The 25,286-nt window shown below is 75.0% G+C and carries 26 protein-coding genes; 16 read left to right on the top strand and 10 right to left on the bottom strand.

Annotation, left to right across the window (positions count from 1 at the left end):
• Window positions 1-26 precede the first annotated feature (26 nt).
• The 6 genes from paaB to ACIP60_RS01445 all read right to left on the bottom strand — a co-directional run bounded on the left by paaB (window position 27) and on the right by ACIP60_RS01445 (window position 5,624).
• Window positions 27-320, bottom strand: coding sequence for a 1,2-phenylacetyl-CoA epoxidase subunit PaaB (gene paaB / locus ACIP60_RS01470; RefSeq protein ID WP_100839651.1), 294 nt, complete (start codon window positions 318-320; stop codon window positions 27-29).
• Window positions 317-1,312 (bottom strand): 1,2-phenylacetyl-CoA epoxidase subunit PaaA, encoded by a 996-nt coding sequence (paaA, locus tag ACIP60_RS01465; RefSeq protein ID WP_400678886.1) that lies wholly within the window; start codon window positions 1,310-1,312, stop codon window positions 317-319. Before paaA ends, paaB begins: the two co-directional genes overlap by 4 nt.
• Window positions 1,313-1,485: 173 nt before the next feature.
• Entirely contained in the window at window positions 1,486-2,805 is a 1,320-nt protein-coding gene (locus ACIP60_RS01460) for a M20 family metallopeptidase (protein WP_400678884.1), read from the bottom strand.
• 647 nt (window positions 2,806-3,452) lie between these two features.
• Window positions 3,453-3,719, bottom strand: a complete 267-nt coding sequence (locus ACIP60_RS01455; RefSeq protein WP_400678883.1) for a GlsB/YeaQ/YmgE family stress response membrane protein — start codon at window positions 3,717-3,719, stop codon at window positions 3,453-3,455.
• A 170-nt stretch (window positions 3,720-3,889) separates the two neighbouring features.
• The gene (locus ACIP60_RS01450) at window positions 3,890-4,903 is read right to left on the bottom strand and encodes a terpene synthase family protein (protein WP_400678882.1); all 1,014 of its coding nucleotides are present in this window, start codon (window positions 4,901-4,903) and stop codon (window positions 3,890-3,892) included.
• 352 nt (window positions 4,904-5,255) lie between these two features.
• The gene (locus tag ACIP60_RS01445) at window positions 5,256-5,624 is read right to left on the bottom strand and encodes a VOC family protein (RefSeq protein WP_400678881.1); all 369 of its coding nucleotides are present in this window, start codon (window positions 5,622-5,624) and stop codon (window positions 5,256-5,258) included.
• A 104-nt stretch (window positions 5,625-5,728) separates the two neighbouring features.
• On the opposite strand from ACIP60_RS01445, the gene ACIP60_RS01440 reads away from it, so the two are divergent.
• From ACIP60_RS01440 to ACIP60_RS01420, 5 genes are all read left to right on the top strand, one after another.
• Entirely contained in the window at window positions 5,729-6,145 is a 417-nt protein-coding gene (locus ACIP60_RS01440) for a DUF4440 domain-containing protein (RefSeq protein WP_400678880.1), read from the top strand.
• A gap of 97 nt (window positions 6,146-6,242) precedes the next feature.
• Complete coding sequence (locus ACIP60_RS01435; protein ID WP_400678879.1) at window positions 6,243-6,956, top strand: response regulator transcription factor; 714 nt, start codon at window positions 6,243-6,245, stop codon at window positions 6,954-6,956.
• Entirely contained in the window at window positions 6,953-8,500 is a 1,548-nt protein-coding gene (locus tag ACIP60_RS01430) for a sensor histidine kinase (RefSeq protein WP_400678878.1), read from the top strand. The genes ACIP60_RS01435 and ACIP60_RS01430 overlap by 4 nt, the downstream gene beginning before the upstream one ends.
• A 218-nt stretch (window positions 8,501-8,718) precedes the next feature.
• On the top strand, window positions 8,719-9,783 hold the full coding sequence (locus tag ACIP60_RS01425) for a cobalamin-independent methionine synthase II family protein (RefSeq protein WP_400678876.1): 1,065 nt from the start codon (window positions 8,719-8,721) through the stop codon (window positions 9,781-9,783).
• A gap of 83 nt (window positions 9,784-9,866) precedes the next feature.
• Window positions 9,867-10,964 (top strand): hypothetical protein, encoded by a 1,098-nt coding sequence (locus tag ACIP60_RS01420; RefSeq protein WP_400678875.1) that lies wholly within the window; start codon window positions 9,867-9,869, stop codon window positions 10,962-10,964.
• Here ACIP60_RS01420 and ACIP60_RS01415 read toward each other — a convergent pair.
• Entirely contained in the window at window positions 10,961-11,356 is a 396-nt protein-coding gene (locus tag ACIP60_RS01415; protein ID WP_400678874.1) for a winged helix-turn-helix transcriptional regulator, read from the bottom strand. The genes ACIP60_RS01420 and ACIP60_RS01415 overlap by 4 nt on opposite strands.
• 96 nt (window positions 11,357-11,452) lie before the next feature.
• Between ACIP60_RS01415 and ACIP60_RS01410 the strand changes: the two genes are divergently transcribed.
• From ACIP60_RS01410 to ACIP60_RS01365, 10 genes are all read left to right on the top strand, one after another.
• Window positions 11,453-11,803: a DoxX family protein gene (locus ACIP60_RS01410; RefSeq protein ID WP_400678872.1), complete on the top strand. Its 351-nt coding sequence runs from the start codon at window positions 11,453-11,455 to the stop codon at window positions 11,801-11,803.
• Between the two features lie 375 nt (window positions 11,804-12,178).
• Window positions 12,179-12,565 (top strand): hypothetical protein, encoded by a 387-nt coding sequence (locus ACIP60_RS01405; RefSeq protein WP_400678871.1) that lies wholly within the window; start codon window positions 12,179-12,181, stop codon window positions 12,563-12,565.
• Window positions 12,562-12,867, top strand: a complete 306-nt coding sequence (locus tag ACIP60_RS01400; protein WP_400678869.1) for a hypothetical protein — start codon at window positions 12,562-12,564, stop codon at window positions 12,865-12,867. Before ACIP60_RS01405 ends, ACIP60_RS01400 begins: the two co-directional genes overlap by 4 nt.
• A gap of 397 nt (window positions 12,868-13,264) precedes the next feature.
• Window positions 13,265-13,798 (top strand): cysteine dioxygenase, encoded by a 534-nt coding sequence (locus ACIP60_RS01395; protein ID WP_400678868.1) that lies wholly within the window; start codon window positions 13,265-13,267, stop codon window positions 13,796-13,798.
• 53 nt (window positions 13,799-13,851) lie between these two features.
• Window positions 13,852-14,283, top strand: coding sequence for a rhodanese-like domain-containing protein (locus ACIP60_RS01390; protein WP_233533573.1), 432 nt, complete (start codon window positions 13,852-13,854; stop codon window positions 14,281-14,283).
• Between the two features lie 130 nt (window positions 14,284-14,413).
• Window positions 14,414-15,511: an ABC transporter ATP-binding protein gene (locus ACIP60_RS01385; RefSeq protein ID WP_400678867.1), complete on the top strand. Its 1,098-nt coding sequence runs from the start codon at window positions 14,414-14,416 to the stop codon at window positions 15,509-15,511.
• Window positions 15,498-16,160: an ABC transporter permease gene (locus ACIP60_RS01380; protein ID WP_400678866.1), complete on the top strand. Its 663-nt coding sequence runs from the start codon at window positions 15,498-15,500 to the stop codon at window positions 16,158-16,160. Before ACIP60_RS01385 ends, ACIP60_RS01380 begins: the two co-directional genes overlap by 14 nt.
• Window positions 16,157-16,903: an ABC transporter permease gene (locus ACIP60_RS01375; protein WP_400678865.1), complete on the top strand. Its 747-nt coding sequence runs from the start codon at window positions 16,157-16,159 to the stop codon at window positions 16,901-16,903. Before ACIP60_RS01380 ends, ACIP60_RS01375 begins: the two co-directional genes overlap by 4 nt.
• Window positions 16,900-17,838 carry an ABC transporter substrate-binding protein gene (locus tag ACIP60_RS01370; RefSeq protein WP_400678864.1) on the top strand — a complete coding sequence of 313 codons (939 nt, stop codon included), beginning with the start codon at window positions 16,900-16,902 and terminating at the stop codon, window positions 17,836-17,838. The genes ACIP60_RS01375 and ACIP60_RS01370 overlap by 4 nt, the downstream gene beginning before the upstream one ends.
• A 316-nt stretch (window positions 17,839-18,154) precedes the next feature.
• Window positions 18,155-20,203 carry a glycosyl hydrolase family 18 protein gene (locus tag ACIP60_RS01365; RefSeq protein ID WP_400678863.1) on the top strand — a complete coding sequence of 683 codons (2,049 nt, stop codon included), beginning with the start codon at window positions 18,155-18,157 and terminating at the stop codon, window positions 20,201-20,203.
• 144 nt (window positions 20,204-20,347) lie between these two features.
• Here ACIP60_RS01365 and ACIP60_RS01360 read toward each other — a convergent pair whose 3' ends face one another.
• The 3 genes from ACIP60_RS01360 to ACIP60_RS01350 all read right to left on the bottom strand — a co-directional run bounded on the left by ACIP60_RS01360 (window position 20,348) and on the right by ACIP60_RS01350 (window position 23,653).
• A complete protein-coding gene (locus ACIP60_RS01360; protein ID WP_400678861.1) occupies window positions 20,348-21,619 on the bottom strand; it encodes a multidrug effflux MFS transporter in 1,272 nt (423 codons plus the stop codon).
• A gap of 169 nt (window positions 21,620-21,788) precedes the next feature.
• Window positions 21,789-22,241 carry a hypothetical protein gene (locus ACIP60_RS01355; protein WP_400678860.1) on the bottom strand — a complete coding sequence of 151 codons (453 nt, stop codon included), beginning with the start codon at window positions 22,239-22,241 and terminating at the stop codon, window positions 21,789-21,791.
• Between the two features lie 224 nt (window positions 22,242-22,465).
• Complete coding sequence (locus tag ACIP60_RS01350; protein ID WP_400678858.1) at window positions 22,466-23,653, bottom strand: acyl-CoA dehydrogenase family protein; 1,188 nt, start codon at window positions 23,651-23,653, stop codon at window positions 22,466-22,468.
• Between the two features lie 209 nt (window positions 23,654-23,862).
• On the opposite strand from ACIP60_RS01350, the gene ACIP60_RS01345 reads away from it, so the two are divergent.
• On the top strand, window positions 23,863-25,281 hold the full coding sequence (locus ACIP60_RS01345) for a class II fumarate hydratase (RefSeq protein WP_400678857.1): 1,419 nt from the start codon (window positions 23,863-23,865) through the stop codon (window positions 25,279-25,281).
• The last annotated feature ends 5 nt before the right edge of the window (window positions 25,282-25,286 follow it).

Raw genomic sequence — 25,286 nt, 5'->3', positions numbered from 1 at the left:
CGGTTCCTGACGGACCGTCAGTTTCCTCAGATGTGCGGGACGTCCTCGGGGATCGGGTAGAACGTCGGGTGCCGGTAGACCTTGTCGCCGCTCGGCGCGAAGAACGGGTCCTGCTCGTCCGGGCTGGACGCGGCGATCGCGTCCGAGCGGACCACCCACAGGCTCACCCCCTCGTTGCGCCGGGTGTACAGGTCGCGCGCCGCGAGCAGCGCCATCCGGTCGTCGGCCGCGTGCAGCGAGCCGACGTGCACGTGGTTCAGCCCGCGCCGGGGCCGCACGAACACCTCGTACAGCGGCCAGGAGGCCCGTTCCCCGCTCATCCCGAACTCCCTTCCCGTGCGGCCCGCTTGGCCGCGTACGCGGTGGCCGCCTCGCGCACCCACCCGCCGTCCCGGTGGGCGGTGCGCCGGCGCTCGATCCGCTGGGCGTTGCACGGGCCGCCGCCCTTGATCACCTGCTGGAGCTCCGACCAGTCCGGCTCGCCGAAGTCCCAGCCGCCGCGCTCCTCGTTCCAGGCCAGCGCCGGGTCGGGCAGCGTGACGCCCAGGTGCTCGGCCTGCGGGACGGTCATGTCGACGAAGCGCTGGCGCAGCTCGTCGTTGCTGTGCCGCTTGATCCGCCAGGCCATCGAGCGCTCGCTGTTGGGCGAGGCCCCGTCCGGCGGCCCGAACATCATCAGCGAGGGCCACCACCAGCGGTCCACGGCGTCCTGCACCATGGCGCGCTGCGCGTCCGTCCCGGCCATCAGCGTCATCAGCAGTTCGTAGCCCTGCCGCTGGTGGAAGGACTCCTCCTTGCAGATCCGCACCATCGCCCGGGCGTACGGGCCGTAGCTGCACCGGCACAGCGGCACCTGGTTGCAGATCGCCGCACCGTCCACCAGCCAGCCGATCACGCCGACGTCCGCGAAGGTCAGCGTCGGGTAGTTGAAGATCGAGGAGTACTTCTGCCGGCCGTCGATCAGCTTCTCGGTCAGCTCGGCGCGGTCGACCCCGAGCGTCTCCGCCGCCGCGTACAGGTACAGCCCGTGCCCGGCCTCGTCCTGGGCCTTGGCGAGCAGGATCGCCTTGCGCCGCAGCGAGGGCGCCCGGGTCAGCCAGTTGCCCTCCGGCTGCATCCCGATGATCTCCGAGTGGGCGTGCTGCGCGATCTGCCGCACCAGCGTCGCCCGGTACGCCTCCGGCATCCAGTCCCGGGGCTCCACCCGCGAATCGGCGGCCACCACCGCCTCGAACCGCGACTGCGCCGCCGCCTCCGCCGCCGTGCTGGTCTCCACTGCCCACCTCCCGACTGACCGTTCGGTCGGTTCCATTCTGTACACAGGGACAGCACCGTGACAAGCAAGGGCGGGGAACCAGGGGAACCAGGGGAACCAGGGGAACCAGGGGAACCAGGGGAACCAGGGAGACAGACGGCGGGGACGGCGGGGACGGCGGGGACGGCCGCCTGGGCCGCAGTTCCCCGCCGTCCCGTCGCCGTGCCCCGTCAGCGCTCGCGCAGGCGCGGCAGCGGCACCGCCAGGAGCGCGGCCAGCAGGGCGATGCGCGGGCCGAGCTGGTCGACCCGCAGGTGCTCGTGGCGGGCGTGCGGGCCGGCGCCGACCGCGCCGAGGCCGTCCAGGGTGGGCAGGCCGCGCGCACCGGCCAGGTTGGTGTCGCCCGCCCCGCCGGCGGGGGCGCCGTCGAGGTGCTGGCCGAGCGCGGCGGCCAGCGAGCGGACGTGGCGCAGCAGCGGGTTGCCGGTGCGTTCGGGCCAGGCGGGGCGGCTGGAGAGGACCTCGGCGCGGACGTCCGCGCCGGGCCGGTTGGCGGTGAGGTGGGCGAGGGTGTCCAGGGTGCGGCGCTGGGCCTCGGTGGTGGCGAAGCGCAGGCCGAGTTCGGCCTCGGCGTGCCCGGCGATGACGTTGGCCCGGGTGCCGCCGTCGATGCGGCCGGTGTTGAGTTCGGTGCCGGGCTGGCGGGCGAGGCCGCGGACGGCGATCAGCTGGTCGACGAGTTCGTCGATCGCGGAGAGTCCCTCGGCGGCGTCGTTGCCCGCGTGGGCCTCGCGCCCGGTGACGGTGAGCCGGACCCGGGTGGAGCCGCGGCGGGCGGTCTTGAGGCGGCCGTCGGGGTGGCCGGGTTCCAGGCCGAGGACGGCGGCGGCGCCGCGCAGGTGGCGTTCGACCTGGCGGCGGCCGTCGGGGCTACCGACCTCCTCGTCCGAGACGATCACCATCCGGACCGGGCGGTGCGGGCGCTGCCCGAGGTCGGCGAGGAGCGCGAACGCGCCTTCCAGCAGGGCGAGTCCGCCCTTCATGTCGAGGATGCCGGGGCCGGTGAGCCGTCCGTCGCGCTCCTCGACCGGCCAGTCGGCGAGGGTGCCGACCGGCCACACGGTGTCGTGGTGGCCGACCACCAGCAGGTGCGGGAGGTCCTCCTGCTGGCCGGGCCAGTCGAGGACGAGGTGGTCGCCGTGCTCGCAGCGCTGCCGGACGGCGGTGGCGCCGGTCGCCGCGTAACCGGCGGCGAGTTCTTCGGCGAGGGAGTCGAGCCGGGCGGCGTCGCCGGACGGGGACTCGATCCGGGCCAGGTCGGCGCAGCGCTTGCGGACGGCCGCGGTGAGGGTGCGGGCCCGGGCGGCGAGGGTGCGCGGGAGGCCGGGCAGGGCGGCGGTGGGGGTCACCGCCGGTGCGGCGGCGGGCGGTTCGGCGGTGTCCGCGGCGGGTGGCGCGGAGGTTCCGGCGGGGGCGGGAGCGGCCGCGGGGGCTCCGTCGGGATGCGGCTCGGCGGGGTGCGGCTCGGGGGCCACGGTATGCGGGCTCACCGTTCACCCCCGGCGGGCCGCGGGGCGCCCGGTGGTATCGGCGGGACGGGCGTCCGGCGGGTCCTGCGCGGCGTCGGGCTCGGTCGCGGTGTACGGGGCGGCCTGGGACTGGGCAACACTTCGTCCTCCTCGCTCGGTCCGCGGCTCCGGCTCGGCCCGGGGCCCGGGGACGTGGGTCTCCGTTCCTCGGCGCGGACGGGCACCGGGGCAGGGGACCTGAGCGAGCCTAGAAGATCGGTTCGTCTCCCTGCGAGGTGGCCTGCCGCTCGGCGCGCCGCGACGGGTCGGGGGGCGCGCGCCCGGCGGACGGGATCCACCGGGGCGCGCGCACCGCTCCGGGCCTGGTGCGGCGAGCGGGACGCGGTCTTCCGAGTGCGTCCTGCTCCCACCTTGGACCCACGGGGGCGGTTCGGCAGCACGAATCGCCCACGATCGAGCGAACCCCGCCCGATGGGTGACCGCGGATCAGCCTTTGGTACCGGTCGCACGAACCCGCTGGCGGGCGCCCCGGGCAGCCACGGCGCTTACGGCGCTTACGGCGGGGCGGGGCCGGACGCGGCGGGACGCAAGCGCCGCGACCGGACGCGCAGGAGCCCCTGCCGCCGCGCTGAGCGGGCAGGGGCGCCGGTCGGCCGTGGACGGCCCGGTCAGTCGCGGGACCTGCCGAACACCAGTCGGTAGGCGATCAGCAGGACGAGGGCGCCCGCGATCGCGGAGATCCAGGTCGGCAGGTCGAAGAAGTGCACGTTCACGGACCTGTGCAGGATCTTCGAGGAGAGCCAACCGCCGATGAAGGAACCGGCGATGCCGATCAGGGTGGTGACGATGATGCCGCCCGGGTCCTTGCCGGGCAGCAGGAGCTTCGCGACGGCTCCCGCGAGGAGCCCGAGGATGATCCAGCTGACGATTCCCATGTCCGTTCTCCTGCCCCCGCGCCGTGACGGGCAACCACCCGCGCCCGTTCACCGGGAGGGACGCGCGCCTGCCACCGCGCGGTTCCGGCCACCCGCGCGCGGACGGACGCGAGCGGGCGTGAACGGACGCGGACGCGAGCGGGGCGGGCGCGAGCGGGCGCGGACGGCGCTCAGCGGGCCCGGGGCAGCGGCACCGCCTCGGGGCGGTAGCGGACGGTGGTCGCCATCCAGTGCAGCAGCGCGTGCGCGAACCGGACCAGCGCCCGGACGTAGCAGCGCACCGGCGGCGGCCAGTGCGAGCCCCGGGCGATTCCCTCGGCCAGGAACTCCAGGGTGGTGAGTTCGGCCCCGCAGAGCGCGGCCACCTGGGCGGCCGCGGCGGCCTGCGGCAGCCGCTCGTGCACCTCCAGCGCGGACAGCAGGTTGTTGCCGTGGCCGGTGGCGGTCTCGGTCCGGTACGAGCACAGGTCGTTGGCCCAGCCGACCAGGTGGTCGAACCGGTTGCGCAGGTCGACGAGTTGGGGGTGGTGGTGGAACTGCTCGGGCAGGTCGAGGCGGTGGGCCAGCTCGACCGTGCCGGCCGCGCAGCGGGTGGCGCCGCCCCGGTCCCGGTGGGAGAGGTACTGCGGCACGGTGGGGGTGGCGCCGCGCAGCCGCAGGAATTCGAGCGAACTCTCCAGGTAGCAGCGGAAGTCGGCGGTCTGACGGGCTCGCCAGGCGGGTCCGGTGAGGGCGACGCTGTCCTGCCAGAGGGTGCGGAAGGCCCGGGCCAGGGCGGTCCGCGGGGCGGGCGCGGCGGCGTCGGGGGCGAGTTCCGGGGCGAGCAGGGCGGCGAGTTCGCGGACGGTGCGGTCGGCCTCGTCGGAGGGGTCGCCGAGCCAGTGCCGGTCGAAGTGGTCGTCGAGGATCCAGCCGAGCAGCAGCCACTGGGTGGCGGTCCGCAGCCCCGGCCCGGCCGGGAGGTCGCCCCAGCAGCGGGACGCCAGCTCCAAGTGGCCCTGTTCCAGCAGGCGTTGGGTGCCCTCGTGGTCGAGCAGGCCGGTGCCGGCCAGCCAGTGCGCGAGTTCCTCGCGCAGCGCATCGGCGTACGGGTGCGGCGCGGGGGACGGAATCCGGTCGAGCAGCGCGCCCAGTGGCCCGGCGGACGGCCCGACCGGGAGGCGCTGCACGGTGGCTCGGCTCATGGCGGGATCCTCCGGTCCGTTCGCGTGCGTGGGCACCGCGCCCGGGAACGCCGGGCACGGGCGGGGCCGACCGCGGACACGCCCGGATCGACGGGTCGCCGGGGGACGCGCCCCGCCCGACCGCCCGGGACGCGCGTCAACTTCCCGCCGGAGCACGCGTCAACCGCCCACCAGGACGGACCGGCCGCCGACGGCACGAGTCTGCTGGAACCCCAGGTCCGGACGGCGCAGAACCGTCGGCCGTTCCCCCGCCCGGCGGATACCACCGCTCATCCGATGATGTGCCCGCGAGCGCGCACCGGGCAGCCGCCCCGCCCGCTCACCGCGCACCGCCCCGCCCGCCGCCGGGGCGTCAGGCCGCGCGTTCGGCCGCGCTGCGTTCGACGCAGAACTCGTTGCCCTCGATGTCGGCCAGCACCACCCAACCCGTGCCGTCCGGGCGCCGCTGGTCGTCCACCCGTACCGCGCCCAGGGCGATCAGCCGGTCGACCTCCTCGTCCCTGGTCCGTTCCTGCGGCTGGAGGTCGAAGTGGATCCGGTTCTTCCCCGCCTTGCCCTCGGGCACGGTCACGAACAGCAGCCCGGCGCCCTCGATCAGCGCCTGCGGGTCTCCCGGGAAGTCGTCCTCGTGCAGCGGCTGCCCCAGCACCTCCGACCAGAACGAGGCGAGGCGGTACGGGTCGAGGCTGTCAACGGTCACGTGCCTGATCAAGGAAGTCATGCCCCGGATTGTCGACCGCCGGGGTGGGACCGGCAACCCGATTCCCGCCCGGCCCTTCCGGCCCGCGCGGCGGGGGCGCGGGGTGCGGTGTTACGGTGCGGTCCATGTCCGAGAGCGTCTCCACCGTCAAGGCCGAACTCGACCGGCTGACCGCCGAGTTCTTCGGCGCGTTCGACAACCGGGACGGCGGGGCCGCCGATGTCGGGCGGTTGCGGCGGCTGATGCTGCCCGGCGGGGTGATCGTGGTGACGGCGCCCCGCTACGCCGTGTACGGCGTCGAGGAGTTCATCGCTCCGCGCGAACTGCTGCTCTCCGACGGGCGGTTGACCGACTTCCACGAGTGGGAGGTCGACGAGCGCACCGAGATCGCCGACGGCGTGGCCTGCCGGATCGGCAGCTACCGCAAGTCCGGCCTGCTGGACGGCGAACCGTACGTCGGCGGCGGCACCAAGACCTTCCAGTTCGCCCGCACCCCGGACGGCTGGCGCATCACCGCCTTCTCCTGGCACGACGAGCCGTAACCGCCCACCACCGGCCGCCCACCACCAGCCGACCGCCGACCGCCGCCCACCGGGGCCCCTCCCCGCTCCCGTGCGGCCGCCTGTGCGACAGTCGGCGGTGGAGGTGGCGCGAGTGGCCGGGCGGGTGCTGGTGGTGGACGACGACGCGGCGATCCGGCGGAGCCTGGAGCGCGGGCTGCGGCTGAGCGGGTTCCGGGTCTCGACGGCGGCGGACGGCGCCGACGCGCTGGCGGCGGTGGCCGAGGAGCCGCCGGACGTGCTGGTGCTGGACGTGGGGATGCCCGGACTGTCGGGGACGGAGGTGTGCCGGACGCTGCGGGCGCGGGCGGACGACACCCCGGTGCTGATGCTCTCCGCGCTGGACGAGCTCGCCGACCGGGTGGCCGGGTTGCAGGCGGGCGCGGACGACTACCTGGTGAAGCCGTTCGCGCTGGAGGAACTGGTGCTGCGGCTGCACGCGCTGCTGCGCCGCCGCCCGCCGCAGTCCGCGGACCTGATCCGGGTCGGGCCGCTGCGGATCCACCCGGAGACCCGCCGGGCGTTCTGGTCGGAGAGCGAACTCCGGCTGACCAGGCGGGAGTTCGAGCTGCTCGCCCAACTCGCCCGGAACGCCGGCCTGGTGCTCTCACGGGAGGTGCTGCTGGACCGGGTCTGGGGCTACGACTTCGAGGTGCGCAGCGACGCCGTGGACACCTTCGTCTCGTACCTGCGGCGGAAGTTGGAGGCCGACGGCCGCCCCCGGGTGCTGCACACGGTGCGCGGGGTGGGCTTCGTGCTGCGGGCGCCGGACGAGGGCGGGGCGGGACGGTGAGGCTGTCGACCCGGATCGCGCTCGGGGCGGCCGTGCTGGTGCCGCTGCTGGTGGCGGCGGCCGGGGTGCTGCTGCTGCCGCTGGTCGGGGCGGACCTGCACCGCCGCCAGGACGACCGGTTGGGCGCCCGGGCGGCGGCCGTCCTGCCGAACGCCCGGGCGCTGCTCGCGGCCGACAGCCGGAACCGTCCGAAGGTCGAGCAGAACCAGCAGCGCAAGCTGCTGGACGCGGCGCTGGACGCGGGCGTGCGGGTGGTCGCCGCCGACGGCACGGTGCTGCTCTCGGCGGGCTCGCAGCCGGACGACCCGGCGCGGCTCCCGGCCGCCCCGAGCGGGGGCGCGGTGACGGTCCGCCAGGGCGGTTCGGCCTGGCGGGTGCTGGCGGTGCAGGTGGGAGGCGGGAGCACCGCCGGGACGCTGTGGGTGCTGGCCCCGGCCGGGGAGCCCGCGGACGAACTGCGGGCGGTGCGGCGGCGCGTGCTGCTGGTGGCACTGGTCGCGGCGCCGCTCTCGGGGCTGATCGGCTTCGGGCTGGCCGAGCGGGCCACCCTGCCGCTGCGCCGGCTGGGCCGCCGGGCGGCCGTCCTGGACCCGCGGGCGGGGCACGCGGCGTTCGCGCACGTCCGGACGGGCACCGCCGAGGTGGACGAACTCTCGTCCGCGATCGCCCTGTTGCTGTCCCGGTACGACGAGCAGGCGGACCGCACCGCGCAGGCCCTGGACACCGCCCGGTCGTTCTCCTCCGCGGCCTCGCACGAGCTGCGCACCCCGCTGATGAGCCTGCGCACCAACCTGGACGTGCTGGCCGCGCACCCGGACCTCCCGGCGGGCGAACGGGCCGAGGTGCTGGCCGAGTTGCAGCAGGACCACGCCCGGATGCTGGACCTGCTGAGCGCGCTGTCCGCCCTGGCCCGGGGCGATCTGGTGGAACTCTCCGCGTTCGGGCCGGTCGACCTCGCGGAGCTGGTGGACGCCGCGGTCGCCGAGGCCGCCCGCCGCCACCCGGACACCGTCTTCCGGATCGGCGAACTCCCCTCCGAGGTGCGGGTGTTCGGCTGGGACGCGGGACTGCGCATCCTGCTCGCCAACCTGCTGGGCAACGCCGCCGTGCACGGCCGCGCCACCGCGCACGGCCGCGAGGCCGGCCGGAACGACACGCCGGGCACCGACCCGGACACCGACCCGGCCACCGGCCCGGACGACGCCCCGGACGACGCCCGCTCCGCCGAGGTGACCGTCCGGCTGCGCGTCGGGGACGGCGCCGCCCGACTCACCGTGGACGACACCGGCCCGGGCATCCCGCCCGCCGAACGCGCCGCCGTCTTCCACCGCTTCCACCGCCGCCCGGACAGCCCGGGGTCCGGCCTCGGCCTGACCCTGGTCGCCCAGCAGGCCGCCCTGCACCGCGGATCGGTCCTGGCCACCGACCGGCCGGACCGCCCCGGCTGCCGCCTGGAGGTCCGCCTGCCGCTGCTCGTCCCGGACGCGCCGACCGTACGGCTCCCCTCCCCCCGCGACTGGCTGAGCGACCGCGAACGGCACTGAGGACGGCCCTGAGGACAGAACCGAGCGCGGACCCGAGCGCGGACCCGAGGGCGGGCGGCCCCGCCGGGCCGGTCCGCATGCCCACTCCCCCGGTCCGGCAATCTCGCTCGATGAGGTGAAGCAGCGTCACTTTCTCTTCCTAGCGGCGCAGTTGGGACGCTTGCGCGCCTCGCGCGCCCCCTTGTGCCGGTCCGCGCGGGCTTCCTAAGGTCCGGATCATGACCATTCCCACCGAGGCGATCGGTTCCCTTCCGCGCCCGCGCACCCTGCTGAACGCCCTCACCGACCACGCCGCCGGCCGGATCGACGACGCCGAACTGGCCAAGCACCAGGAGGCCGCCACCGCCGACACCCTCGCCCGGCTGGCCGAGCTGGGGAGCCCGGTCCTGGTCGACGGCGAGCAGGCCAAGCCCAGCTTCCTCACCTACCCGGTGGCGGGCCTCGACTCGCTCGCGCCCGGCGGTGCGATCATCCCGTTCGCGGACGGCCACACCCGCGAACTGCCCGTCCTGACCGCCGGTCCGTTCCGCTACCGGGTGCGGGCCGCCGAGTACCTGCGGGAGGCCCGCCGACACACCCGGCTGCCGGTGAAGCAGGCGGTGATCGCCCCGTCCGCGCTCAGTCTGCTCTACCCGGCGGACGGCATCGACGGCTACCCGCGCGAGGACTTCCTGCGGGACTTGGCCGACGAGGCCGAGGCCGACATCCGCGGTTGCCTGGAGGGCGGGGCGCACGCCGTCCAGCTCGACTTCACCGAGGCCCGGCTGTCGCTCAAGCTCGACCCCAGCGGCGGCCTGCTGAAGGACTTCGTCGCCCTCAACAACCGGGTGCTGAGCCGCTTCACCGAGGCCGAGCGGGCCCGGATCGGCGTGCACACCTGCCCCGGCGGGGACCAGGACTCCACCCACAGCCTGGACGTCGACTACGCCGAACTGCTGCCCACCCTCTTCCAGTTGGAGGTCGGCAACTTCTACGTCCAGCTCGCCGGGGAGGCCGACCCGGAGCGGGTGCTGAGCGTCATCGCCACGCACCTCCGCCCGGGCGCCCGGGTGTTCGTCGGCGTGACCGACCCGATCGACCCCCGGGTGGAGACCCCGGAGGAGGTCCGCGACCGGGTCCTGACCGCCGCCCGCCACCTCCCGGTGGACCGGCTCGGCACCTGCGACGACTGCGGCTTCGCCCCGTTCGCCGACGACACCTCCACCTCCCGCGAGACCGCCTTCGCCAAGATCGACGCCCGGATCAAGGGCACCGCGCTGGCCGCCGAGGCGCTCGGCCTGTAGGTCCGCCCCCTGCCGCCCGCCGAGCCGTACCCGCCGGACCCCCAGCGGGACCGGCCGCCGGAGGCGGGTGGCAGGATGCCCGGATGGAGCAGATCCTCGCGGCCGCCGCCCGCCTGCTGGGCAGCGGCCTGTCCGACCCCGTCGACCTGGGCGGCAGCCGCCGGACCACCGTGCTGCGCTGCCGCACCGAGGACGGCGGCTCGGTCGTCGTCAAGGCGTACCCCGGCGGCCCGGACGCGCTGCGCAGCTTCACCGCCGAGGCCGCCGGGCTCACCCTCGGGGTGGCCGGTCCGCCGCTGCTCGCGGTCGACCCCGAGGTGCCGCTGCTGGTGCTGGGCGACCTCGGCCCCGCACCCACCCTCGCCGACGTGCTGCTCGGCACCGACCCGCGGGCCGCCGAGGCGGGCCTGCTCGCCTGGGCCCGCGGGCTGGGCGGGCTGGCCGCCCGGGCCGTCGGCCGCGAACCCGAACTCGCCGCGCTGTGGCGGCGGTTCGACGTCGGAGTGCCGACCTGGGCGGAGCAGCCCTGGATCGTGGAGAACGCCGCCGCCTTCCCCGGGGTGCTCGCCGCGGCCGGGGTCCCCGCCCCCGCGGGGCTGGCGGCGGAACTGGCCGCGGTCGGCGCCGTCGGCGGCCCGGAGTACCTGGCGTTCACCCCCGGCGACACCTGCCCCGACAACAACCTGCTCACCCCGGACGGCCTGCGGCTGCTCGACTTCGAGGCCGCCTGCTTCCAGTCGGTCTTCCTCACCGCCGCCTACTGCCGGATGCCGTTCTCCTCCTGCTGGTGCGTCTTCTCCCTGCCGCCCGACCTGGCCCGGCGGGTCGAGGCCGCCTACCGGGCCGAGGTCGTCCCGGTCCACCCGGCGCTGGCGGACGACGCCCGCTGGGAGGCCGGCATGCGCGACGCCACCGCCGTGTGGACCGTCAACGTCACCGTCCGCCTGCTGCCCCTCGCCGCCGAGGACGCCCCCCTGCACCCCACCCGCCGCCCGGTCCCGACCCGCCGCCAACTCCTGCGCCACCGCTGGCAGTCGGCCACCCGCCTGGACGGCCTCCCCGCCCTCACCGAGACCTTCGAACGGCTGCTGCGGCGGACCGCCGACACCTGGCCGGTCGAACCCCTGCCCGGCTACCCCGCCTTCCGCCCCCAGACCCCCGCCAAGATGCCTGTCGCCTAGCGCTCCAGCCGCAGCTCTTGATCACTGGTCCTGGCCGCCTCGGCTGCCTCCCGGAAGGTGACGACCGCCTCGCCGTTCTCCCGCGCCCATGCGGTGAGCATCCTGATGGGCTCCTCCAGGGTTCGCCCGAGAGCGGTCAGGCCGTACTCCACGCGCGGCGGCGCCTCGGCGTACGCGTGCCGCTCGACGAGCCCGTTGGCCTGGAGCCGGCGCAACGTCTGGGTCAGCACCTTGCGCGAAATGCCACCGCTCAGCTCGACCAACTCACCGTGGCGCAACGGGCCTTCGGTCAACGCGAAGAGCGTGACCATGGACCACTTGCTGGCGATGATCTCCATGGCCAGGAGAGCGGGGCAGTCGGCGAGGAAGGCGATTCCGGGTCGCAGGCTCATGCCCCGAAGGTTACCTGGAGGTACCTGGTGGCCGCCTATCGTCGTCGAGGTGCGCACGCCCCCTTGCTCGCCTCTCGCACGATTGAGGTTTCAGCCATGTTCGTCTCCCTCGCCGTCGTCACCGTGTTCATGTCGGCGCTCCTCCTGGTATCGGCCGGGGCCAAGTCCCTGCGGACGCGGCACATCACCGAGCAGATGTCCACCCTCGGAGTGCCGAAGAGCATGATGGCTCTCCTGATCGGCGCTCAGATCGCGGGCGCGGCCGGTGTGATCGCCGGACTCCGGTGGGGACCCGTCGGAATCGCCGCCGCGATCGGCCTGACGCTCTACTTCGCCGGGGCGGTCGTCTTCCACCTGCGCGTCGGCGACCGCAGGGGCGCGTCTCCGGCGGTGGTCCTCACCGTGGCCTCCGTCGCCCTGATCGTGCTGCGTGCTGCCACCCTCTGACAGCGGACGGCCGGTCTGACGCCGGCCTTGACCGTGCCGAGTGAGGTCGGCCTCCGGGCCGGAGCGTAGACCCTGCTCAGTGGCCATCGGTGTTCGAGGGTGTGATGGACAAGGTGGCGGGCCGCTTCGCCGGTGACCCACAGGCGTTGAAGCACCGGAGCGGGTTGCCCCCTGCCCTGATCTCAGAGCGGCGCCGTGAATTGGTCACCGCCGCCCTGGAGTGGCACCGCGCCCACCCGTGACGGCACGACGTCCGCCGGGCCGGTACCCGCTCGCCCGCCCCTCCGTTCCACAGGGTTTCCACAAGAAGGGCCCCTACCGTCGGTCGGGTCCGGCCAGGGAGCCGGTCGGGGTCCGGAACGGAAGGGGACGGCCATGCGGATCGACCGGGCGGCGGCGGCCGCTGTCGGGGTACTGGCACTGGCGGGCGGCCTGCTCGCGGCGGGGCCCGCGCAGGCGGCGGCCGGGGCGCCGAAGTCGGACGGGGCGAAGGCGGTGTGCAAGCGGCTGCCGAAGACCCAGGAGCGGGTCGACAAGGCGCTGACCCGGCTGAACGGGGACGCCACCGTCGTGGGGTCGGTGGCGCGGCTCCAGCAGCGGGTGGACAACGCCCACAAGGCGGGGCACGCCGAGATCGAGAAGTACCTGAACGACCGGCTGACCTTCCGCCGCGGCCTGCTGCCGACGCTCCAGACCCGCAAGGCGGACCTCGGCCCGGTGGCCGACTGGTGCGCGAAGAACGCCCCGGCGGCCGGGAAGTGACCCGCCGGCCCGCCGCCGGGCGAGCGGCCCTGGCGGCGCTGGCGCTGGCCTCGGCCGCCCTGCTGTCGGCCTGCGGCCCGACCTCCGGCGGGCCGTCCGGGGGCGCCGGGCCCGACGACGCGCGGCAGGTCCAGCAGATGCAGCAGAGGGTGGACGCCGCGGACAGCGCCGCCGCCCAGGCCGAGTCCGACGCCGCCCAACCCGACGCGGACACCGGCACCGGAGGCGGCACCGATCCCGGCACCAGCACCGGCGGCAGCGGCGCTCCGGCCTCCGGCAGCGCCTCCGCCCCCGGCAACTGAGGGCGCGGCGCGCCCCCGACCGCCCCGACGGCCCGTGCTCTCCCCGGAGCGCGGGCCGTCGGCCTGTCCGGCCAGCGGGACGGAAACGTCCGGGATGCGATCATGAGCGTGGCGGAACTTGACGCGCTGCCGCCGGGTCGTGAAGCATCAGCGGCATGAACTCCGGCACCTTCCTGGTCTGCCGCCTGCACGTCGATCTGCGACGCCAGGCGAGCGACATGTGTGCCTGTTGACGCTCACCGCGTAACCTCCGCGCGTGCCCTGTGAGTTGACCCAGGGCTCCGCGCCCCCGCCGCCAGACACCCCCTTTCCCCCGCTGTCCGCGTCTCCCCGCCCGTGCCCCGGCACGGGTGTCGGCGCCGTCGACGGCCGCCCCGGCACACCCCGGAGGAATTCCATGAGCACCGGCCTCGTCGCCACCCCCGAAACCGCCACCACCACCGCCCCCGCCGCCGGCGGTGCCACGCCCGCCCGCCCCCCGCTGTCCCCGAACGCGCTGCGCCGGATCGTCCGCGACCTGGCCGAGCGGCCCGAGCGCTGGCTGCACCGGGTGCGGCTGTCCGCGGAGGAGCGCTGGTACGAGCGGCTGGAGCTGGCGGAGGACTACGAGGTGTGGCTGATCAGCTGGCTGCCGGGGCAGTCCACCGGGTTCCACGACCACGGCGGCTCGCGCGGGGCGTTCACGGTGGCGCTGGGCGAGCTGGAGGAGCTGGCGCTGGCCGGGCCGGAGCACGGGCTGACCGTGCGCCGGCTGCCGTCGGGCAGCGAGCGGGCGTTCGGGCCGCAGTACCTGCACGACGTCCGCAACACCGCGCAGGGTCCGGCGGTGACGCTGCACGCGTACTCGCCGCCGCTGAACGAGATGTCGCACTACCAGTTGCGGGTCAACGGCCTGGTGAAGACCTCCACGGAGGAGGCGGCGCAGTGGTGACGGACGGAACGGCAGCGGCAGCGACAGTGGCGGACGGAACGGACGGAGCAGCGGTGACGGACGGAGCGGCGGCAGCGGGCGGCCCGGTGACGCGGACGGTGGACCAGCTGGTGGCGGCGGCCCGCGCGGGCCTGGACCGGCCGGACCCGGCCCGGGCCTGGGCCGAGGTGACCGACGGGGCGCGGCTGGTGGACATCCGCCCGGCGGCGCAGCGGGCCCGCGAGGGGGAGATCCCGGGGGCGCTGGTGATCGAGCGGAACGTGCTGGAGTGGCGGCTGGACCCGACCGGCAGCCACCGCATCCCGGAGGCGGTGGACCACGGGGTGCGCTGGATCGTGGTCTGCTCGGAGGGGTACGCGTCCTCGCTGGCCGCGGCCTCGCTCCAGGAGCTGGGGCTGTACCGGGCGACCGACCTGGACGGCGGGTTCGTGGCCTGGGCGGCGGCCGGGCTGCCCACCCGTTCGGTTGATCAAGGTTTGCGGTGATGCCACCGCGGGAAGCCGGACAGGCGACGCATTCAGACCATTGTTCGATACCTGTGCCGGCCGTGCGCGCCGGGCACAGCGCCGTTCCGGCCGAGCCAGCCGTTCCGGCCGACCCTCCGAGGACCCTTCCGTGATCAGATTCGAGGGCGCCGCCAAGCGCCACCCCGACGGCACGGTCGCCGTCCGCGGCCTGGACCTGGACGTGCCGGCGGGTCGGACCACCGTGCTGGTCGGGCCGTCCGGCTGCGGCAAGACGACCATCCTGCGGATGGTCAACCGGATGGTGGTGCCCACCGCCGGGCGGGTGCTGCTGGACGGGACGGACGTGGCGGGGCTGCCCGCGGCGCAGTTGCGGCGCGGCATCGGGTACGTGATCCAGCAGGCCGGGCTGTTCCCGCACCGCCGGGTGATCGACAACGTGGCGACGGTGCCCCGGCTGCTCGGCTGGGACCGCAAGCGGGCCCGGGCCCGGGCGGCCGAACTGCTGGAGCTGGTCGGCCTGTCGCCGGAGACCGCCCGCCGCTACCCGGCACAGCTCTCCGGCGGCCAGCAGCAACGGGTGGGCGTGGCACGGGCGTTGGCGGCCGATCCGCCGGTGCTGCTGATGGACGAGCCGTTCAGCGCGGTCGACCCGCTGGTGCGCGCCGGGCTCCAGGAGGAACTGCTGCGCCTACAGGCCGAACTGGGCAAGACGGTGCTGTTCGTGACGCACGACATCGAGGAGGCGGTCCGGCTCGGCGACCGGGTGGTGGTGCTCCGCGAGCACGGCGAGATCGCCCAACTCGCGGACCCGCACACCCTGTTGACCGCCCCGGCGGACGACGGCGTGGCCGCCTTCCTGGGCCGCGACCGCGGCCTGCGCGGGCTGGGCCTGCGCCCGGCCGGCGCCGTCCCGCTGGACGGGCTCCGGCCCTCCTACGGCGAGTGGACCCTGGCGCTCGACCCGGAGGGCCGCCCGGAGCACTGGGCGCGCGGCGCCGAACGCCACCCGGCCCCGGTCTTCGCGCCGTCCCGGGACTCGCTGCGCTCCGCGCTGGACGCGGCCCTGCTCGCCCCGTCCGGCCTGGCCGTCGCGGTGGACGCCGAGGGCCGGGCGGTCGGCACCGCGAGCCGCGCCGCCGTCGTCGAGGCGCTGGCCCTGAGCCAGGCCGCACCGGCCGCGGAGGCCGTGCAGGCCCCGGCCGGAAGCTCCCCCGAGTCTGCGCAGGTGCCGCATGCTGGACGGTGAGCCGCTGATCCGCTGGCGCTGGCTCGGCGACCACCTCGGCTACCTGGGCGACCTGACGGCCGACCACGCGGTGATCGCGCTGGTGCCGGTGCTGATCGCGCTGCTGCTGGCGCTGCCGCTGGGCCTGGCCTGCGCGCGCTTCCCCCGGCTGTACCAGCCGCTGGCCGCGGTGTTCAACGTGGTGTACGCGCTGCCCTCGCTGGCGGTGTTCGTGGTGCTGATCCCGTACACGGGGCTGGCCACCCGGGAGACCGTGATGGTGCCGCTGACCTGCTACGCGCTGGCGGTGCTGCTGCCGACCGCGGTGGACGGGCTGCGCGCGGTGCCGGAGCCGGTGCGGCAGGCGGCCACCGCGATGGGCTACGGCCCGTGGCGGCGGCTGGCGGCGGTCGAGCTGCCGGCCTCGGTGCCGTACCTGATCGGGGGGCTGCGGGTCGCCGCGGTGTCCTCGATCTCGCTGGCGGCGGTGGGAGCGCTGGTCGGCCGGGGCGGGCTGGGCTACCTGTTCGTGGACGGCTTCCAGCGGACCTTCCCGACGCCGATCCTGGCCGGGATCGCCCTGGTGGCGCTGCTGGCGCTGGCCGCCGACCTGGTGCTGCTGGCGGCCCGCCGGGTGCTGGCGCCGTGGTCACGGGGGGTGGCGCGGTGAACTGGCTGGGCTGGCTGCACGACTTCTTCGCCGACCCGGCGCACCGCTCGGGTCCGGACTCGATCCTGCACCGGGTGCTGGAGCACCTGGTGTTCTCCGCCGAGGCGCTGGGCCTGGCCGCGCTGGTGGCGCTGCCGCTGGGCCTGCTGATCGGCTACTCGGGGCGCGGCCTGTTCCTGGTGACGGCGCTGGCCGGCGTCGCGCGCGCCCTGCCGACCCTGGGCCTGGTGACGCTGGCGGTGCTGCTGGCGGGCGTCGGCGAGACGGCGGTGCTGCTGCCGCTGACGGCGCTGGCCGCGCCGCCGATGCTGGTGGCCGCCGCCGAGGGGGTGCGCGGCACCGACCCGGACGTCCGGGACGCGGCCCGCGGCATCGGCCTGACCCACCCGCAGACGCTGCTGCGGGTGTGCGTGCCGGCCGCCGCGCCGACCCTGCTGGCGGGGGTGCGGACGGCGTCGGTGCAGGTGATCGCGACCGCCACGGTCGCCGCGTACGTCGGCCTGGGCGGCCTGGGCCGGTACGTGATCGACGGGCTGGCCACCCGCGACTTCCCGACCACGGTCGGCGGCGCCCTGCTGGTGGTGCTGCTGGCGGTGGCCGTCCAACTGCTGTTCGCCCTGTTCATCCGGCTCGCGTCGCCGCCCGGCGCGCGCGCCGGCCGCACCACCGCAGAACCCGTACCCGTACCCGTAGACACCGACGACCCCGCGGGCTCCCCCGCACTCGTGAAGGAATCCCCATGACGACCCGTCCGGTCAGAATCGCCCTCGCCGCCCTCCTGCTGACGGGCGCGGCGGCCTGCTCCTCCTCCGGCGGCGGCGACCCGCTGGCCGCGAAGTCCTCCGCCCCGGCGACCTCCGGCGGGCCCTCCAGCCCGGCGGGCGGCTCCGGGAAGACCGTGGTGGTCGGCTCGGCGAACTTCCCGGAGAACGTGCTGCTCGCCTCGATCTACTCGCAGGCCCTGCAGGCCAAGGGCGTGAAGGTGGAGGAGAAGTTCAACATCGGCAGCCGCGAGCTGCTGTACGGGCAGTTGCAGTCGGGCGCGCTGACGGTGCTGCCGGAGTACAACGGCGCGCTGCTGGCCTACCTGGACGCCAAGTCGACCGCCGCCAGCGAGGACCAGGTGAACGCCGAGCTGAAGGCCAAGCTGCCGGCCGGGCTGGCGATCCTGGACTCGGCGGCGGCCGAGGACAAGGACTCGCTGACGGTCACCCAGGAGACCGCCGACAAGCTGGGCGTGAAGTCGATAGCCGACCTGGCGGGCAAGGCGCAGGACCTGGTGGTCGGCGGGCCGCCGGAGTTCAAGTCCCGTCGTGAGCAGCAGTTCAAGGACGCCTACGGGCTGACCTTCAAGGAGTGGAAGCCGACCGGCGACACCACCGCCAACGCGCTGAAGGACGGCACCGTCCAGGTCGGCAACGTGTTCACCACCGACCCGAAGGTGGTCCAGCTGAAGCTGGTGTCGCTGGACGACCCGAAGAACGTGTTCAGCTCGCAGAACGTCACCCCGCTGGTGAACACCGGCGGTCTGGACGCCACCGGGACGGCCGCGCTGAACGCGGTCTCCGCAAAGCTCGACACGGCCGGGCTGACCGCGCTGATGAAGCGCGTCGCGGTGGACAAGGAGGACCCGGCGGCGGTCGCCAAGGACTGGCTGAAGTCCAGCGGCCTGAGCTGATCCGCGCCGCCCGTCGGCCCCGCACCGAGCAGTCGGGTGCGGGGCCGACGGCACGTCAGGACCCTGATTCCCAAGGGTTGGCAAAGCTCTCGGAGGGCTGCCCCAGCGAACTGTAAAGAGTCTTGACAGATGCAGTGGTCCAGACCAAACATGAGTCCGCTGTACTTCCCGACCGGGACGCATCGTGGGGGTGTGACCACCGGCCGGGGCGAGCCTTGCCCCGCACCACCCCGGCACTCCCTGTACCAGGCCGATCCACGCCCCCGTGCCCGAGCACCGGCACGCGGGCCCCCCTCCCATGCCTGATGGAGACTCGATGCGCCTTCACCGACCACTCCAAGCGCTGCTCGCCACCGGCGCGATGGCGGCCGCCTCGCTGGGGCTGATCTCCGCCCCCGCGCAGGCCGCCACCCCGCTGCCGCAGCACGTCTTCGCCCCGTACTTCGAGGCGTGGACCGGCGAGAGCCCGGCCGCCCTGGCCGCCCAGTCCGGTGCCAAGCACCTGACCATGGCGTTCCTCCAGGCCGCCACCAAGGGCTCCTGCACCGCCCTGTGGAACGGCGACACCTCGATGCCGATCTCGAACTCGGTGTTCGGCGCCGACATCGCCACCATCCGCGCCAACGGCGGCGACGTGATCCCGTCCTTCGGCGGCTACACCGCCGACAACACCGGCACCGAGATCGCCGACTCCTGCACGGACGTCAACCAGATCGCCGCCCAGTTCGAGAACCTGATCACCACCTACGACGTCTCCCGGATCGACCTGGACATCGAGGACAACTCGCTGACCAACACGGCCGGCATCGACCGCCGCAACAAGGCGATCAAGATCGTCGAGGACTGGGCCGCCGCCAACGGCCGCAGCATCCAGTTCAGTTACACCCTGCCGACCACCACCAGCGGCCTGGCCTCCAGCGGCCTGGCGGTGCTCAAGAACGCGGTCACCAACAACGCGCGGATCGACGTCGTCAACATGATGACCTTCGACTACTACGACGGCGCCTCGCACGACATGGCGGCGGACACCCAGACCTCCGCGCAGGGCCTGTACAACCAGTTGGCGAAGCTGTACCCGACCAAGACCTCCGCCCAGCTGTGGAACTCGATCGGCATCACCGAGATGGCCGGCATCGACGACTACGGCCCGGCCGAGACCTTCACCGTCGCCAACGCCACCACGGTCTACAACTGGGCCGTCTCCAAGGGCATCAACACGCTGTCCTTCTGGGCGCTGCAGCGCGACAACGGCGGCTGCCCGGGCACCGCCGGCTCGGACAGCTGCTCCGGCATCGCGCAGGGCACCTGGGACTTCAGCCACATCTTCTCGAAGTTCACCAGCTCCTCCGTCCCGGCCAACGACTTCTCGGTGGCGCTGAGCCCGGCCACCGGCTCGGTCACCGCCGGCGGCGCCACCTCCGCGACGGTCAACACCGCCGTCACCTCCGGCTCGGCCCAGAGCGTCAACCTGTCGGTGACCGGCGCCCCGGCCGGCGTCACCGCGTCGCTCAGCGCCTCCACCGTCACCGCGGGCGGCTCGGCCACCCTGAACGTCTCCACCGCCTCGGGCGTCGCCAACGGCAGCTACCCGCTGACCGTGACCGGCACCGGCGCGAGCGGCACCCACTCGGCGACCTACACCCTGACCGTCACCGGCGGCAGCACCGCCTCCGACTTCTCGGTCGCGCTGTCGCCCGCCGCGGGCTCGGTCGCCGCCGGCGCCGCCACCTCCGCGACGGTCGGCACCGCGGTCACCTCCGGCACCGCCGCGACCGTCAACCTGACCGTCTCCGGCGCCCCGGCCGGCGTCACCGCCGCGCTCAGCGCCTCCAGCGTCACCGCGGGCGGCTCCGCCACCCTGAACGTCTCCACCACCGCCTCGGCGGCCCCGGGCACCTACACCCTGACCGTCACCGGCACCGGCGCGGGCAAGACCCACACCGCCACCTACGCGCTGACCGTCACCGGCACCACCCCGCCGCCCACCGGCCTGGCCAACGGCGACCTGGAGAGCGGCAACCTCGCCCCGTGGACCTGCCAGAGCGGCGGCGCGGTCGTCACCTCCCCGGTGCACGGCGGCTCCAAGGCCCTGAAGGCCGTCCCGACCGCGGGCGCCACCGGTGAGTGCGACCAGACCGTCACCCTGGCCCCGAACCACGCGTACACCCTGACCGCCTGGGTCCAGGGCCCGTACTCGTACGTCGGCGTCAGCGGCGGCGCCACCGCCTCCTCCTGGGCGAACGGCACCTCCTGGACCAAGCTGACCGTCCCGTTCACCACCGGCGCCAACGGCACCGTCACGGTCTACCTGCACGGCTGGTACGGCCAGGGCGCGGTCTACGGCGACGACTTCTCGATCGCCTGACCCCCGCTCCACCCCCGGACCCGGCCCGGCCGGTGGCACCCCGCCACCGGCCGGGCCGGGCCGCTTCCGGAACCACCGGGGGGCCCGGAACCACGGGGAGTCCGGAACCGCCGGAGGGCCCGGAACCACGGGGAGCCCGGCCGCTCAGCGCTCCCGGCACAGCGGCAGGAAGGACGCCAGCGCCAGCACCGCGCAGCCCAGCACCACCGCGCCGAGCACCGTCGCCGACGGCCGCCCGCCCAGGCTGCTGAGCGGGGCGACCACCGCGCCGCACAGGTAGGTGCCGGTGCCCAGCAGCGCGGACGCCGAACCGGCGGCGTGCGGGGCCATGGTCAGCGCCCGGCCGTTGGCGTTCGGCAGGATGACGCCCATCGCGCCCATCAGCACGGTCAGCGCGGGCCACACCCCGGCCAGCCCGGTGTCCCACACCGTGGTGCACAGCACCACGGCGGCCCCGGCCAGCGCGGCGGCGGACAGGCCGCAGACCAGCAGCGTCCGCTCGGAGTACCGGTGCACCAGGAAGCGCCCGTTGAACTGGGTGACCGCCAGCAGCGCGATCGAGTTCACCGCGAAGACCAGGCTGTAGGTCTGCGGGGTGATCCGGTACACCTCCTGGAGCACCACCGAGGAGCCGCCGACGTACGCGAACAGCGCGCCGAACGCGAAGGTGCTGACCAGCAGGTAGCCGAGGAACACCCGGTCGCGCAGCAGCCCGCCGATCGCCCGGACGGTGGTGCCGAGGCCGCCGCCGTGCCGCCGCTCGGGCGGCAGCGTCTCGCGGACGCCGAGGGCGCAGGCCGCGGTGAGCACCGCGCCGAGCAGGGCCAGGGCGACGAAGGTGCCGCGCCAGTCGGTGACGTGCAGCAGTTGGGCGCCCGCCAGCGGGGCGACGATCGGGGCGAGGCCGGAGATCAGGCCCATGGTGGCCAGGAACCGGATCATCGCGGTGCCCTCCAGCCGGTCCCGGACCACCGCCCGGGCCACCACCAGCGCGGCGGAGCCCGCGGCGCCCTGCACCACCCGGCCGGCCACCAGCAGCGGCATCGAGTCGGCGAACGCGCACAGCAGGCTGGCGGCGGTGTACGCGGCCAGGCCGGTGAGGATCGGGCGGCGGCGGCCGAGGCGGTCGCTGAGCGGGCCGAACAGCAGCTGGCCGAGCACCATGCCGAGCAGCGAGCCGGTCAGGGTGAGCTGGGCGGCCGGGGCGGTGGAGTGCAGGTCGGCGGTCAGGTCGGGCAGCGCGGGCAGGTAGAGGTCGGTGGTGAACGGCCCCAGCGCGACCAGGCAGCCCAGGGTGATCACGGTGGCGGTGGCGAACGGGGCGGGCCGCGGGGTCTCCGCGCCCACCTCCTCCGGCCGGAGCGGGAGGTCGGATGCGGTCTGGTCGCCGTCGGGGTCGACGGTCGGGCCTGGCATGGGGCTCCTCACGGATGGCGGGTGTGCGCACCGTCCTATCCCATCCACCCGCCCGGGCGGAAACCGGACCCGCCGGGCCGCCGCCCGGCACCCGCTCGGCCGCCACCTGCTCGGCCGCCACCCGGTACCCGCTCGGCCGCCGCCCGCTCGGCGGCTACCCGGTCGGCGGCTACCCGGTCGGCCCGGCGGTGCGGCCCCCGGCGGTGGCCGGGGCGCCGCGCCAGCCGTAGAGCTGGTCGCCGACCAGGGCGACGTCGTACTGCCCGCAGTGCGCGGTGGCCCGGCGCGGGGTGTCGGTCGGGAACCAGTGGGCGCGCAGGTGCGGGTCGGGCGCCGGGCTCGCCGGGGTGCAGTCGGCGGGCAGCGCGCGGCCCGGGAGGGTGGCGCGGATCAGCCGCTCGCCCTGCTCGCCGGGGGCCAGGAAGGCGATGCCGGTGGCGGAGTCGGGCAGCCAGCGCGGCACCTCGGTGCGGTCGGCCTTGGCGGCGGCCCCGCTGGGGTAGCGGACGGTCTGGTCCATCCGGTCCTGCGCCCGCTGGATCGCGGCGGGCGCCACCATCACCAGCAGCATCGCCGCCGCTCCGCCGAGCACCACCGTCGCCGCCGTCCGTCCGCCGCCCATCGCCCCTCGCCCCTTTTCCCGCCGTTCCGGTCCTTCCCCTCCATGGTGGGTGCGGGCGGGGGCCCGATCCATGCGCACCAGGTACCGAGCGGGGTCCGCCGGAAGTCGGAGACCGGGGGCCGGGCCCCCGACTTCCGGCGGACCCGCGACCACCCGGCGGGAGGACCGGCGGTGCGTGCGGACGGCCCCGCCGCCGGTCCGGTGCGCCGGCCGGCGGACTCCGGTCAGCGGTAGGCGGATTCGCCGGTGATCGCCTCGCCGAGGACCAGGGTGTGCACCTCCGAGGTGCCCTCGTAGGTGAGCACCGACTCCAGGTTGTTGGCGTGCCGGAGCACCGGGTAGGCGGTGGTGATGCCGTTGGCGCCGAGGATCGTGCGGGCGGTGCGGGCGATCTCCAGCGCGGTGCGGACGTTGTTGAGCTTGCCGAAGGAGATGTGCGCGGCCTGCGCCCGGCCCTCGTCCTTGAGCCGGCCGATCCGGACCGCGACCAGGTACGCCTTCTCCAACTCCAGTGCCATGTCGACGAGTTTCTGCTGGGTCAGCTGGAAGCCGCCGATCGGGCGGCCGAACTGGACCCGGTCGCGGGCGTAGTCGACCGCGGCCCGGTAGCAGTCCCGGGCGGCGCCGACGGTGCCCCACAGGATGCCGTAGCGGGCCTCGCCGAGCGAGGAGAGCGGGGCGCGCAGGCCGCGGGCCGTCGGGAGCACCGCGTCGGCGGGCAACCGGACGCCGTCGAAGGCGAGTTCGCTGGTGACGGAGGCGCGCAGGGAGAGCTTGCCGGGGATGTCGCGGGCGGTGAAGCCGGGGGCGCCGCGCGGGACGAGGAAGCCGCGCACGCCGTCCTCGGTGCCGGCCCAGACCACCGCGACGTCGGAGACCGAGCCGTTGGTGATCCACAGCTTGGCGCCGTCCAGGACCCAGTCGGTGCCGTCGCGCCGGGCCCGGGTGCGCATCGAGGCCGGGTCGGAGCCGGCCTCCGGCTCGGTCAGCCCGAAGCAGCCGACGGCCCGTCCGGCGGCCAACTCCGGCAGCCAGTGCCGCTTCTGCTCCTCCGAGCCGAAGGCGTGGATCGAGCGCATGGCGAGCGAGCCCTGCACCGAGACGAAGCTGCGCAGCCCCGAGTCGGCGGCCTCCAGCTCCATGCAGGCCACCCCGTACTCGGTGGCGGTCGACCCGGTGCAGCCGTAGCCCTCCAGGTGCATCCCGAGGACGCCCAGCTTGCCGAGTTCCGGGGCGAGTTCGCGCACCGGGAAGGTGCCCCGCTCGTACCAGTCGGCGAGGTGCGGGCGGACGTGCCGGTCGGTGAACGCGCGGACGGTGTCGCGGATCAGCCGCTCGTCCTCGGTGAGCAGTTCGTCGACGCCGAGCAGGTCGAGCGGGTCGGGGCGGCCGGCGGGTGCGGCGGTGGCCATGGGCGGGCTCCTCGGAGGGTACGGGGGGTGCGCGGGGGTGTTCGGGCGTGTTCGGGGTAGGCGCGGGTGCGTCACCGCTGTCCCTACCGGTCGGTACGCCGCGCGGTCAAGGGCGCCACGGCGGGCCCGGTCCGCCGACACGCGGCGGCGGCGCGCCGGGAATGCCGGGCGCCCGTGGAAGGCTGACCGGTCCAGGAGGTGTACCGACCATGGCGGACGGACAGCACGAACAGCAGCAGTGGCGGACCGAGCACGACTCGATGGGCGAGGTCCGCGTCCCGGCGGCGGCCAAGTGGCAGGCGCAGACCCAGCGCGCGGTGGAGAACTTCCCGGTCTCCGGGCAGCGCCTGGAGCGCGCCCACATCGCGGCGCTGGCCCGGATCAAGGCGGCGGCGGCCACCGTCAACGCCGGGCTCGGCGTGCTCGACGCGGAGACCGCGGCGGCGATCGGGTCCGCGGCCGAGGAGGTCGCCGAGGGGCGCTGGGACGACGAGTTCCCGGTGGACGTGTTCCAGACCGGCTCCGGCACCTCCTCCAACATGAACGCCAACGAGGTGATCGCCACCCTGGCCGCCGAGCGCCTGGGCCGCCCGGTCCACCCCAACGACCAGGTCAACGCCTCGCAGTCCTCGAACGACGTCTTCCCGTCCTCGATCCACATCGCCGCGACGGGCGCCGTCCTGCACGAGCTGGTCCCGGCCCTGGAGCACCTGGCGCGGGCGCTGGAGGCCAAGTCCGCGGAGCACGCCGAGACGGTGAAGTCCGGCCGCACCCACCTGATGGACGCCACGCCGGTGACGCTCGGCCAGGAGTTCGGCGGCTACGCGGCCCAGGTCAGGTACGGCGTCGAACGGCTGCGCGCGACGCTCCCCCGGGTCGCCGAACTCCCGCTCGGCGGCACGGCGGTGGGCACCGGCATCAACACCCCGCCGGGCTTCTCGGCCGCCGTCATCGCCGAGGTGGCCCGCGCCACCGGCCTGCCGCTGACCGAGGCCCGCAACCACTTCGAGGCCCAGGGCGCCCGGGACGGCCTGGTCGAGCTCAGCGGCCAGCTCCGCACGATCGCCGCGGGCTTCACCAAGATCGCCAACGACCTGCGCTGGATGGGCTCCGGCCCGCGCACCGGCCTGGCCGAGATCAACCTGCCCGACCTCCAGCCCGGCTCCTCGATCATGCCGGGCAAGGTCAACCCGGTCCTGCCCGAGGTGGTGCTGATGGTCGCCGCCCAGGTGATCGGCAACGACACCACCGTCACGGTGGCCGGTGCGAGCGGGAACTTCGAGCTCAACGTGATGCTCCCGGTGATCGCCCGGAACGTGCTGGAGTCGATCCGCCTGCTCGCCACCTCGGCCCGCCTGCTGGCGGACCGGGCGGTGGACGGCCTCACCGCGAACGTCGACCGGGCCCGCGAGTACGCCGAGTCCTCCCCGTCCGTGGTCACCCCGCTCAACCGGTACCTCGGCTACGAGGAGGCCGCGAAGGTCGCCAAGCAGTCGCTGGCCGAGCGCCGGACCATCCGCGAGGTGGTCCTCGACCGGGGCTACGTGGAGCGCGGCCTGCTCACCGAGGCGCAGCTCGACGCGGCGCTCGACGTGCTGCGGATGACCCGCCCGCGGGACGCCGACTGACGGAC

It is taken from the genome of Kitasatospora sp. NPDC088783, from assembly GCF_044750705.1.
Taxonomy (GTDB): Bacteria; Actinomycetota; Actinomycetes; order Streptomycetales; family Streptomycetaceae; genus Kitasatospora; species Kitasatospora fiedleri.
Note: the sequence above shows the minus strand (reverse complement) of the source record. Positions and strands in the feature narration are given on the sequence as shown.

Coding starts and splice junctions, on each gene's coding strand:
- paaB (WP_100839651.1), bottom strand. CDS start 320: ATGAGCGGGGAACGGGCCTCCTGGCCGCTGTACGAGGTGTTCGTGCGG.
- paaA (WP_400678886.1), bottom strand. CDS start 1,312: ATGGAACCGACCGAACGGTCAGTCGGGAGGTGGGCAGTGGAGACCAGC.
- ACIP60_RS01455 (WP_400678883.1), bottom strand. CDS start 3,719: ATGGGAATCGTCAGCTGGATCATCCTCGGGCTCCTCGCGGGAGCCGTC.
- ACIP60_RS01450 (WP_400678882.1), bottom strand. CDS start 4,903: ATGAGCCGAGCCACCGTGCAGCGCCTCCCGGTCGGGCCGTCCGCCGGG.
- ACIP60_RS01445 (WP_400678881.1), bottom strand. CDS start 5,624: ATGACTTCCTTGATCAGGCACGTGACCGTTGACAGCCTCGACCCGTAC.
- ACIP60_RS01440 (WP_400678880.1), top strand. CDS start 5,729: ATGTCCGAGAGCGTCTCCACCGTCAAGGCCGAACTCGACCGGCTGACC.
- ACIP60_RS01425 (WP_400678876.1), top strand. CDS start 8,719: ATGACCATTCCCACCGAGGCGATCGGTTCCCTTCCGCGCCCGCGCACC.
- ACIP60_RS01420 (WP_400678875.1), top strand. CDS start 9,867: ATGGAGCAGATCCTCGCGGCCGCCGCCCGCCTGCTGGGCAGCGGCCTG.
- ACIP60_RS01415 (WP_400678874.1), bottom strand. CDS start 11,356: ATGAGCCTGCGACCCGGAATCGCCTTCCTCGCCGACTGCCCCGCTCTC.
- ACIP60_RS01410 (WP_400678872.1), top strand. CDS start 11,453: ATGTTCGTCTCCCTCGCCGTCGTCACCGTGTTCATGTCGGCGCTCCTC.
- ACIP60_RS01405 (WP_400678871.1), top strand. CDS start 12,179: ATGCGGATCGACCGGGCGGCGGCGGCCGCTGTCGGGGTACTGGCACTG.
- ACIP60_RS01395 (WP_400678868.1), top strand. CDS start 13,265: ATGAGCACCGGCCTCGTCGCCACCCCCGAAACCGCCACCACCACCGCC.
- ACIP60_RS01380 (WP_400678866.1), top strand. CDS start 15,498: ATGCTGGACGGTGAGCCGCTGATCCGCTGGCGCTGGCTCGGCGACCAC.
- ACIP60_RS01370 (WP_400678864.1), top strand. CDS start 16,900: ATGACGACCCGTCCGGTCAGAATCGCCCTCGCCGCCCTCCTGCTGACG.
- ACIP60_RS01365 (WP_400678863.1), top strand. CDS start 18,155: ATGCGCCTTCACCGACCACTCCAAGCGCTGCTCGCCACCGGCGCGATG.
- ACIP60_RS01360 (WP_400678861.1), bottom strand. CDS start 21,619: ATGCCAGGCCCGACCGTCGACCCCGACGGCGACCAGACCGCATCCGAC.
- ACIP60_RS01355 (WP_400678860.1), bottom strand. CDS start 22,241: ATGGGCGGCGGACGGACGGCGGCGACGGTGGTGCTCGGCGGAGCGGCG.
- ACIP60_RS01350 (WP_400678858.1), bottom strand. CDS start 23,653: ATGGCCACCGCCGCACCCGCCGGCCGCCCCGACCCGCTCGACCTGCTC.
- ACIP60_RS01345 (WP_400678857.1), top strand. CDS start 23,863: ATGGCGGACGGACAGCACGAACAGCAGCAGTGGCGGACCGAGCACGAC.